This is a genomic window from Paenibacillus vortex V453 (genome assembly GCF_000193415.1).
Lineage (GTDB): Bacteria > Bacillota > Bacilli > Paenibacillales > Paenibacillaceae > Paenibacillus_AQ > Paenibacillus_AQ glucanolyticus.
In genome coordinates this window covers 213699-224669 of the sequence record NZ_ADHJ01000012.1, presented here as the reverse complement: position 1 = coordinate 224669, position 10971 = coordinate 213699, and the positions used below count along the sequence as shown (strand labels likewise).

Genomic DNA, 10971 nt, shown 5'->3' with positions numbered 1-10971 from the left:
CACCAACAATTTATCTCGTTAGCAACTTTTATATCTTACCACATCCGCTTGATCGTTGCAAGCTTTTTTTGAATTTATTTCTCAAATTCATTTGGCTTGTTTACTTTCGAACCGTGTGCCAACCGTGTTTTCTCGGCCGGAATTAGAATATACCACATGACTTAGTTACTATGCAAGCATTTTTTTAAAATAAAAAAAACCGCCTCTGAACGAGACGGTTCTATTATGCAACAACTATGAAATTGTTATTCAGCACCCAGGAAAGCATAGCGGATCAAAATGATCACAAACAGGATCCACATCAGCCAATGCACCTTCGTATCTGTGCGTCCAGTCAGCTTGCCGAACACAGCCAGTACCACATAAGCAATGATACCAGCGGAGATGCCGTTAGCGATACCGCCAGTGAAAGGCATCAGGATGATGGTCAAGAATGCCGGGAAAGCTTGCATGAAATCATCCCAGTCGATATCGCGTACCTGGCTCATCATCAGTACGCCGACAATGACAAGCGCCGGAGCTGTAGCGGCAGAAGGAACAACCAAAGCGATTGGAGCCAAGAACAATGCCAGAATGAACAGCACACCTGTCGTTACAGCAGTCAAGCCTGTACGTCCACCTTCAGCAACACCGGAAGTACTCTCCACGAAAGCGGTGATTGTGCTCGTTCCAAGGAACGCACCCGCACTTACACCGCCGGCATCAACGAGCATCGCTTTACCAAGCTTCTTCTCGCCTTCCTCTTTGTTCTTCAGAAGTCCGGCGCGGCCTGCCGTACCAACCAGCGTACCGAACGTGTCAAACAATTCAACGAATGTAAAAATGAAAATAACTTCTATTAGACCAATGCCAAGCGCACCCTTCAGATCCATCTGACCGACAGCCAGATTATCAAATGAAGGAATCCAGCTTGCACCGCTCAGACCCGACAGATCCGTAACTCCCATAGGAATACCGATCAGCGTTGTCAGCACGATACCGATAAGCAAAGCGCCCTTTAACTTCAGAACCATCAGGATGGCGATCAGGAAAAGGCCGATAATCGCAAGCAGTGTATCTTTGTTCTCAACGAAATTCCCCAAGCCCAGGTTGAAGGCACCGCCCGGTACAGGATGAGTAATATCGGTTCCCGGATTAATCGAAGCCGTAACAATATTACCGAGCTTAAGTCCAACAATCGTGATGAACAAGCCAATACCGACCGTGATTGCAATCTTCAAGTTATTCGGAACTGCCGTCAACAGCATTTGGCGAACCTTCGTTACCGTAAGAATGATGAAGACGATACCGGAGATAAATACGGCGCCGAGTGCCGCCTGCCAGGTAATCGCTCCATTTGAGCTTAACACGACGGTCATGAAATACGCATTCAATCCCATACCAGGTGCCAATGCAACCGGGATGTTAACAAAGAAGCCCATCGCCATCGTCACAAGACCCGCACCGACTGCAGTGGCGAAGAACACGCCTTCCTGCGGAATGCCCGCGCCCTCAGGACCCAAGAACAGATTGTTGACCAGCAGGATGTAAGCCATGGTCATAAAAGTGGTCAAGCCTGCAATAATCTCGGTTCTTACATTTGTTCCGTGTTCCTTTAGCTTAAAGAAACGCTCCATTGTAGAGATATCCCCCTTAAAATTAATGACACGGCAACACACAAATAGACCCTAAGGATAGATCCCCAGGGCCGTCGCTTGAAAAAAGAGCCGCAAAACAATCATTCGCATGCTGCCGGGCAGCATCCTTATCGAATAACCGACAGCGGATCAGGAGCAACTGCTCCATCTAGCTGGCCGGTCTCGAATGCTGGACGAGTCCGCATCATTATATTGCCGCTCTTCTTTTCGTAGCGAGATCATTACGGTGACCTGTAGAGACTCCCGGGCCCATTCCCGGGATTATACGAAAAAGCTCGTTATTTGTTGTTGTCATGTCAGTTTCTACACATATTCTAGGACGAGAAGCCCAAGCTTGTCAATAACAAAAACGAATATTAAACTTGTTAATTTAAAGAAATGTTCGGAAATTGACTCCACTTGTCATATCCCAGCACAGTGGCGTTGAAAAGAGTTAAAATCATTCTGGTGTTCACTCTAGCTTGGTGCTTCAATAAATAGAATAAAAATACAAAATAGCCCTGCACCGAGGCCTCTCCCCTATAATTGTATTAGGTGATCAGACATAAGAAATGATTAGCCTCTTGGAAAAAAGCTTCTGCCCGAATCTCTAGGCCATGGAAGCTTCTGCCTGAATCGTTAGGCCATAGAAGCTTCTGCCTGAATCGCCAGGCCATAATACAGCTTCTGTCCAAGTCATTTTGGCCATAAAAAACGCTCCCTCTCATCTGCCAAAAGAAGCAAATGAAAGGGAGCGTATATTTTACTATTCCGATCCTATTCCCACTCGATCGTTGCTGGTGGTTTGGACGTCACGTCATACACGATGCGGTTGACGTTCTCGACTTCGTTCACGATGCGCACGGAGATCTTCTCCAGAATATCCCATGGGATACGAGCCCAGTCAGCCGTCATGCCGTCAATGGAAGTTACAGCACGGATGCCTACGGTGTAGGAATACGTACGCGCGTCACCCATTACGCCGACACTCTTCATGTTCGGAAGCGCCGTGAAATACTGCCAGATCTCGCGATCCAGGCCAGCCTTGGCGATTTCTTCACGCAGGATGTAGTCGGAATCACGAACGATTTGCAGCTTGTCCTCCGTCACTTCGCCCAGTACACGAATCGCCAGACCCGGTCCAGGGAAAGGTTGACGGTGCACGATTGCTTCAGGCAAGCCAAGCTCTTCGCCCACCTTGCGAACCTCATCCTTAAAGAGAGCTTTCAATGGCTCGATCAGCGTGAATTTCATGTCTTCAGGCAGCCCGCCAACATTGTGGTGAGATTTGATGGTATGCGCCGTCTCGGTACCACTCTCTACGATATCGGTATAGAGCGTACCTTGAGCCAGGAATGCAAAATCATCAAACTTGCTGGATTCCTCATCAAATACATAGATGAACTCGTTGCCGATGATTTTACGTTTTTTCTCCGGATCGTCTACGCCTTTCAGCTTGGACATGAAGCGTTCCTGAGCGTCAATCTTAACAACCTTCATGTCGAATTTGCCAACGAAGGTCTCCATAACACTCTCAGCCTCGCCCTTGCGCAGCAGGCCATGATCGATGAACATACAAGTCAGCTGATCACCGATGGCTCTGTGAATCAGCATCGCTACAACGGAGGAATCAACGCCGCCGCTCAGTGCGCACAGTACTTTTTGCTCGCCGACAACTTCACGGATTTCACGAAGCTGATCCTCGATGAAAGTCTCCATGCTCCAGTTGCCCTCGCAACCGCACACTTCATACAGGAAATTCTTGATCATCTCATTACCATGAACGGAGTGACGCACCTCCGGATGGAACTGAACAGCATACAGCTTCTTCTCTTCGTTGCTCATGGCTGCGATCGGAGCAGATTCCGTTCCTGCATCCAGCTTGAAGCCGGAAGGCAGCGATACCACATGATCGCCATGACTCATCCATACCGTTTGTTTTTGCTCAATCCCTTTTACAAGCGTTGAGTTCGGAGCAAATTCCAATTCGGCCTTACCGTACTCGCGCTTCGAGGCGCGTTCCACTTTGCCGTCCAGCTGCTGAGCCATAAGCTGCATACCGTAGCAAATACCAAAAATCGGCAGCTCCAGATCATAAATGGCAGGGTCCACATGCGGCGCATTTTCAGCGTATACGCTTGAAGGACCTCCTGAGAAAACAATGCCGCGCGGGGAAAGAGCTTTAATCTTCTCGACGGGCGTGTTGTATGGCAAAAGCTCACTATAAACGCCAAGATCGCGAATGCGTCGTGCTATAAGTTGGTTGTACTGTCCACCGAAGTCCAAAACTACGATGATTTCATTAGGCTTATTCATTACCGGGCCTCCCTTGATTAATGAAATTAATTATACGCAACCCCAATTCATACCGTCAAGAAAGAGGGCCCTTTGTTTTCATGCCAGTTTTTTGACAATTCGGATGCATTGACGTAAAAAGAGTACTTTTTCCGTACGGGACCAAGGTTCGTCCTTGTATGCCGCCCGCTCCCAGCGCTGTGCAAACTGCTCCAGATCCGCTCTGAATTCGACATCGGCAATCGACAAGGAATGGACATATTGACGAAGGGTCTGCCCTCTCTCCAAGGCTCCAAACCGGCGCTGCAGCTTGTCCCAAACCAGTACGGAAGCGGATACAAGACCCTCACGCCTGCTTACCGCTATCGTTCTGGCCATCCTGATGAAGGCAAACCTCTCGCGAACGGCCGGAATTTGATAAATGACTGCCACGATGACAGGAAGAATAAGCAGAAGTAAGCCCCCAAACATCACGGGACCGATCACGGATATCAGAAGTAATACTTTAACGGCTGCGTTAATGACGGAATCCCAGAAGTCTAACCAAGGCTTAAACCCGGCAGGAGCTGAATCGCTGGCAACCGAAAGTGGCGACATCGGCTCAATGCCAAACCCGGGGGTCGGATCAAACGTCACCCAGCCATGATCGGGAAAAAAGACTTCAACCCAGGCATGCGCATTCTTCTGTGCGATCTCGTACCGATCGACCGTTCCCGCGACCCGCTCGCCAGGTGCAAATCCAGTTACATAGCGTGCGGGGATGCCTTCAGATCGGAGAAGTACGGTCATCGTTGTAGCAAAATGAACACAGTACCCTTCCTTCGTATCAAACAAGAAATGATCCGTAAAGTCTGTACCCTCAGGCGGCACCGATGTTTGCAGCGAATACGTATAGTTCTGCTCCAAATAGGATTCGATAGCTTCGGCCTTTTCATACCTGTTCGCAGCTGTCGAGGTGATCTCCTCCCCTAAATTGCGTACTCTAAGCGGCAGCTGTTCGGGAAGCTGCAGGTACATTTCTTTCATATATTCCGGATCGTCACCAGACGCACTTCGAAGTGATGGCACATCAGGCTGATCGTATAAAGATTCAATGGTAAAACCGGTTACCGCACTTTGGCCTTGTAAAGATACACTTTCGGAGAGCCGATCAACGGATAAGGTTGGCGCCCCTCTCTCCCTGGAAGATTGGATCTCATTCACGCGGGTAATGATGCCTCCTGCCAGAAGCGTCTGAATGGGCGTATCCTTGTCAAAAGTCAGCGTCTGAACCAGCGTGTTTCCTGCAGGCCGCTCCCAGAAGGGCAGGATCCCGCTCAGATCTTCGGATACCTTGACCGACTTGCGGATGGAAGGATCAATCCCCCATTTTCGGCCGTCATACAGGTTATAAGTGTCTCCCCGCCAATAGGTGCGCACAGGCGACTGCGCCGTAAAATACAGCTCATCACTGAGCGTCAGCGGCCCGCCTAAATCTTTTCCCTGAGCAGCATAACCCGTAACCTGGGAGGCAGGAACCGCTGGCTCTGTATTTCCCCGGAGCCGCTCCCCCCAGCCCGACAAGCGCTCGGCCACCTCGGTTAAAGACAACCCCATGCCTGCCGAAGGCTCGCTCAAGGCTCCTCCCATTCGGGTAACTCCTGTTATCAGAAATGAGGTTGCCAGCACAATCAGACCCCATCGCAGCACGGGCAATCCCGACAAGCGACCGACTTTTACAGGCTCATGGACCTGTATATCGCTACACGCACCCTCGACGGTTTCCTGCTTCAGCTTAAGAATCAGCATCATGCCCTGTGCCAGCAAAATATACAACACAGCCCGCATCATATCACGATAGATGCTCTCCTCCATGGCAGATTCCAGCACAGCTAAATAAAGCAGTGTCGAACCGCCAAACAGCCAGACGGTCCGGCGGTGTAATGCCAGCATATGGACGGCAGATACCATAATCCCCCACCCAACGAGCAGGACGATGGTCCTCGTCTCCTGGCTTAACGCTGTAAACTCCCACGCACGACTGAATGCCGCAGCATCATCCGGAAGTATCGCCGAAGCGTAGTCAACAAACCACGCGAGCGGATTCCGATAATCGAATAATTGGGAGCATAGCCAAATTACCAGTACGGCATTCAGCGGCAGCCACACCCAGCCTCGCCACGTAAACAATCCTTGCAGCAGCAGAAATACAGCCCAGAGGGATAAGGCTTGCAGCACAAGGTAGCTGCTCCCCTCTCCCGCAGCGTGAAGCGGCAGGAGCCACTCTGACAGGAGCCCCAACACAGGCAATGTAATAAGAAAACGATGAAGCAGCGTTCCGTGTGTTAATCGGGAATGAAACAAATTCGGCAGGAGCTTGGTTTCCAACCTCTGACTCCCCCGACGGCCAGCTTCAACGGACGAGCTGTTGCTGGATCCTCTCATACCCGGCACCCCCTATCCGGGTTGAATTCTCATAAGCCGATAACTCTTGCAAATAAACCAGCTTCCCGCCTTTGCTGAAAAATTCATGCGCCCACTCCGGGTGATCCTGATCTCCCCCTTGAACAGGCGATGCGTTTACAGGGGATTTCATCCGCTTTGCCATTTGCGTACAGTAAATGGTCACTTTTCTGCTGCCTTCATTCAGCAGGTTTATTCCGGTAACAGCCACATTCTTATGGAACACACCTGTCATTACAGCCCATTCCGTATTTTTCTCTGAAGAGTTATGTGAAAACTCAAACCTGGGCCTCCGTACAGAATCCTTCTCAGCCAGCTGAACGGAAGCAAACGGCAGCAGTATATCCTGATGATGCTCTGAGGAAGCTCCTTTGTACTCGATAGGCTGATTCGCTACACCAGCCCCATCCATTCGCAGCTTGAATGGCATTCTGTCGCGAAGAAGCTGTGTTACCAGTCCTACTGCGACAGATACGGTTTCTTCGAAAGCATCCTCCGGTTTCACTCCTTCATATCCGAAGTAACCTTGGAGCGCTGTATCCAGCACAATTCCCTGTCTTACCCCGTAACCTTCATGCGGCATAAAAGATTGCAGACGTCCAAGCTTCGCGGAGTTCTTCCAATGAATCCGGTTCATGGGATCACCGGGAATATAATCACGGACGCCGGTACCTCTCGTTTCGTTCCATACCCTCACCCGTGCACGCTCATCCTCTCTGTCCATATCGCTTCCCTGCACAAGCACCTGGGCCTCGGGCCACTTCATGGGCCTTGGGAGTACGATAAAGCCGCCAGTGTCACTTTGCAGACTCCGGCATGTCCTGAACCAGCCGAACATATCGCCCCATTCCACCTCACTATAGATTGAAGACCAGACTCCGCGGGGAACCTGGTTCAGACGGTAGGTATACTCGAGCCGCTTGCGCATGCCAGGAAACAGAAGCTTGCGATATTCCCTGCCACCCATCCGATCGGTTACGATGAGCCATGGAAGGGGCAGCACCGAGCGATAGGTGATCTGAACGGTCATCTCAACGGAATCTCCCGCCTGTATGCAGGCAGGGGAACTTCTACGGGAAATGGTCATCCGGGTTGGACCGAACAAACTCGTTAACCCCCCGCATAACAATAGAAACGTACACGCTAACCATACAAATCGAAGCGATTCCCCGCCTAACCACAGATAGAGCCCAAGCGCTGACGTAACCAGATGGCGATTCCCCCTCCGACCATTCCAGCAAACCGCGTACTCATGACAAACGTTCCCTTCCGGCTTCGCTAGACGGGGAAGATCAAACCTCGTAATGATGGACTCTACCATTTCATAAGGGGTGACTCCTGCTGCGCGTGCATCATGCCCCAGATGGATGCGATGGGTCAGCACAGGCACAGCGACACGAAGGCAATCATCAGGAATGACATACATTCGGCCTGTCAAAAATGCGGCTGCTTGCGAAGCACGGAGCCAGGCCAGCGTTCCTCTTGGACTGATCCCGAGAGACACGCCCTGCTGTTTCCTTGAAGCATCGGCAACACTGACCATGTAGCGCTTAATGGTGTCATCCACAAATACACGGGAAACCATCTGCTGCATTTTCATGAGCTCGGACCCCATCATGATTGGCTTCAGATCCTCCAGCCTCGGGCTGCCCATTCCCCGCTCCAGGAGCTCCAGTTCCCCCTCCATGTTGGGGTATCCGAGCGATAATCGCATGAGAAACCGGTCGAGCTGTGCCTCCGGCAGACGGCTTGTCCCTTCGTATTCGTAAGGGTTTTGCGTTGCCAACAGGAAGAACGGAGCTGGCAGCGGATACGTATGACCATCCACGGTGACGCGTCCTTCTTCCATCGCCTCAAGGAGTGCGGATTGCGCCCGCGGCGACGCCCGGTTAATCTCATCGGCCAATACGATATTGGACATTACCGGTCCCGGCCTATAAACGAATTCACCCGTATGAGGATAATAGACCGATGCGCCCGTAATATCCCCCGGCATTAAATCATAAGTAAACTGAATCCGGCTGAAGTCGCAGCCAATTAATGCTGCCACCGACTTCACCAGCATCGTCTTCCCGACTCCCGGCACATCCTCCAGCAGCACGTGTCCGCCTGCCAGCAGTGCCATCATCGTTAACGAAATTTGCTCCTCATGTCCAACAATGACACTGCCAACCCGCTTGGTAACTCTCCCCAGAAGATCAGGCGCCCATTCCGGAAGATTTGATTCTTCAGCATGTATGGATGAACTAAACAAGAACATCAACCTCCAACCTGTATTCATAGATTATTAGATTTAGAACCACTCGAAATTTAGAATCTATGAATAGGTTTTCCAAGAAAGAAGGAAGATAGACATCATTTACTAGAAAACCTGGAAGCCTCTACTGCCTCACTCCTATAGAAACCGGAATGATCTGCACCCCATCGCAGTTGGTTTGATGATCCCCTTCTTTCTTAGCCGCGCAAAAGAAAAAGCGGTTACCCGACCTAAAAAAGATCAAAGTAATCGCTTTTTCTATCGCATGAATGATTGATTCGTAGCCTTAACCGTCCGGGTCCCCCGCCGATTTTCACTATAACACGGGATGCTTGCCTTCATGATCTGCATGATAGGAGTTTGGCATTTTGTGCAACGGTTTTATTCTTTTACGCTGCCCACGTTCAATCCGACTACAAAATACTTCTGCAAGAACGGGTAAACGACCAGAATGGGCACGGAGGCTACAACCGTAACCGCAGCCCGTATGGATAAGGGCGTTACCATAGCTGTCGCTGAATCCTGAGTCATCCCGGCCCCTGCGGCCACATTAGGATTACTGTTGGAATTCATGCTGGACGACAGCAGTTTCATGAGCTCATACTGCAGCGTGCTCAGCTTCTGCGTGGAAGATGTATATAGGAATGCATCAAACCATGTATTCCATGCGCCTACCGCTACAAAAAGAGCAATCGTAGCCAGAACCGGCTTGCACAGCGGGAATATGATCTGCATAAAGATTTTGAAATCCCCCGCTCCATCGATTCTTGCCGATTCAACCAGACTTTCGGGCAGCGTGCCGATGTAGGTGCGAATCACGATCAGGTTGAAGGCACTCACCATGGACGGCAGAATGTATACCCAGAAGCTGTTCAGCAAATTCAGGTCCTTGATCAGGAAATATCCTGGAATCAAACCGGCGTTAAAGTACATCGTCAATACAAAAACAAGTGTAATTGGCTTGCGGAAGGCATATTCCCGCCGGCTTAAGGTGTATGCCAGCATCGTGGTCAGGAAGATATTCAATACGGTTGAGAGAACGGTTCTGGCCACCGTAATCCAGAATGCATTGTAGATCGTTCCTGAGGCGAATACAGCCTTATAATTCTGCAGCGTCCACTCTCTTGGCAGCAGATAGATTCCGCCGCGAATCGTATCGTTCCCGGCATTAAACGATACCGCAATTGTGTTGAGGAACGGGTACAGCGTAACAATAACAAGGAAAATCATGAACACCGTGTTAAAGGTGTTAAATAGAACTGGCTCGACACGGTTTCTTACGATATTTTTCTTCACTGGCGCATTTGCCGCTTTCTGCGGGCTGAGTTGTTGATTTGCCATGTCTATAACAACCTCTCTTCCCCAAGCCGCTTCGCGGTCCAGTTGGCAAGCAGCAGCATAGTGACGCTGACAACCGTCTTAAATATACCGCCGGCTGTCGCCATCGAGTAATTTCCTTGGGCAATCCCGTACTTCAATACGAATATATCAATCGTCTCTGCCCAGTCCACCACAAGCCCGTTGCCAAGCAGATACTGCACTTCAAATCCAGCTTCAAGAATATGGCCGATGGACATAATCAGCAAAATAACGATCGTTGCTTTGATGCCAGGAAGCGTAACGTGAAGCATCTTGCGATAACGACTGGCCCCGTCTATCTCAGCTGCCTCGTAAAGCGCAGGATCGATGGAAGCGATGGCGGCCAGATAGATGATCGTGTTCCAGCCAACCTCTTTCCAGACATGGGAGCCCCCTACGATTCCCCAGAAGTATTTCCCTTCGCTCAGCCATAGGATCGGTTCTTTAATCACCTGAAGTTTCATCAGGAGATCGTTGATGATCCCGTCAGAGGCAAGAGAGGTAGCCACGATGCCCGTTACGATAATCCAGGACAAGAAGTGAGGGAGATACGAGATGGTCTGAACGGTTCTTTTCCAAAACACTTTCTTGATTTCGTTTAACAGCAGCGCCAGTATAATGGCGGTAACAAACCCGAGCACGAGGTTAATCAAACTCATGCCCACCGTATTGCGCAGCACGCGCAAAAAGTTGTCGTCCGTAAACAGGAACTTGAAGTGCTTAAAGCCTACCCAGGCTTGTTCTCCGAAATCCTTGGCTGGCTTGTAATCCTGGAAAGCCATCGTCCAGCCCCATACCGGAACATAGGCAAACAATATAATGTACAGCATCAGCGGGACGGACATCATAATCAGCTGTTTCTGATTTTTGATGAGGTTCCATGTGATAGGCTGTTTCTTTCCCCTCTTGGGTATTTCGGACGGCTCTCTTTTTCGCTAAGGTCTCATCCATATCAAGCTGCTCTCCCCACAAACCTTAATTTTAGAAAGTGGAAGGCTAATT

At 50.2% G+C, this 10971-nt stretch carries 5 protein-coding genes, 1 pseudogene and 1 riboswitch; all 6 genes and pseudogenes read right to left on the bottom strand.

The window, feature by feature from the left end; all coding sequences use genetic code 11:
• Nucleotides 1-245: 245 nt before the first annotated feature.
• The 6 genes and pseudogenes from PVOR_RS06150 to PVOR_RS06120 all read right to left on the bottom strand — a co-directional run bounded on the left by PVOR_RS06150 (nt 246) and on the right by PVOR_RS06120 (nt 10883).
• A complete protein-coding gene (locus PVOR_RS06150; RefSeq protein WP_006208251.1) occupies nt 246-1616 on the bottom strand; it encodes an NCS2 family permease in 1371 nt (456 codons plus the stop codon).
• A 211-nt stretch (nt 1617-1827) separates the two neighbouring features.
• Nucleotides 1828-1926: riboswitch (purine riboswitch) on the bottom strand.
• 467 nt (nt 1927-2393) lie between these two features.
• Entirely contained in the window at nt 2394-3932 is a 1539-nt protein-coding gene (guaA, locus tag PVOR_RS06145; RefSeq protein ID WP_006208249.1) for a glutamine-hydrolyzing GMP synthase, read from the bottom strand.
• 78 nt (nt 3933-4010) lie between these two features.
• Nucleotides 4011-6335 carry a transglutaminase family protein gene (locus PVOR_RS06140; RefSeq protein ID WP_006208248.1) on the bottom strand — a complete coding sequence of 775 codons (2325 nt, stop codon included), beginning with the start codon at nt 6333-6335 and terminating at the stop codon, nt 4011-4013.
• A 1282-nt stretch (nt 6336-7617) separates the two neighbouring features.
• Nucleotides 7618-8613, bottom strand: a pseudogene (locus tag PVOR_RS06130) (AAA family ATPase); the annotation flags it as partial.
• A gap of 378 nt (nt 8614-8991) precedes the next feature.
• Nucleotides 8992-9951, bottom strand: a complete 960-nt coding sequence (locus tag PVOR_RS06125) for a carbohydrate ABC transporter permease (protein WP_006208246.1) — start codon at nt 9949-9951, stop codon at nt 8992-8994.
• Nucleotides 9952-9953: 2 nt separating this feature from the next.
• Nucleotides 9954-10883 (bottom strand): ABC transporter permease, encoded by a 930-nt coding sequence (locus PVOR_RS06120; RefSeq protein WP_083811663.1) that lies wholly within the window; start codon nt 10881-10883, stop codon nt 9954-9956.
• Nucleotides 10884-10971: the final 88 nt, after the last annotated feature.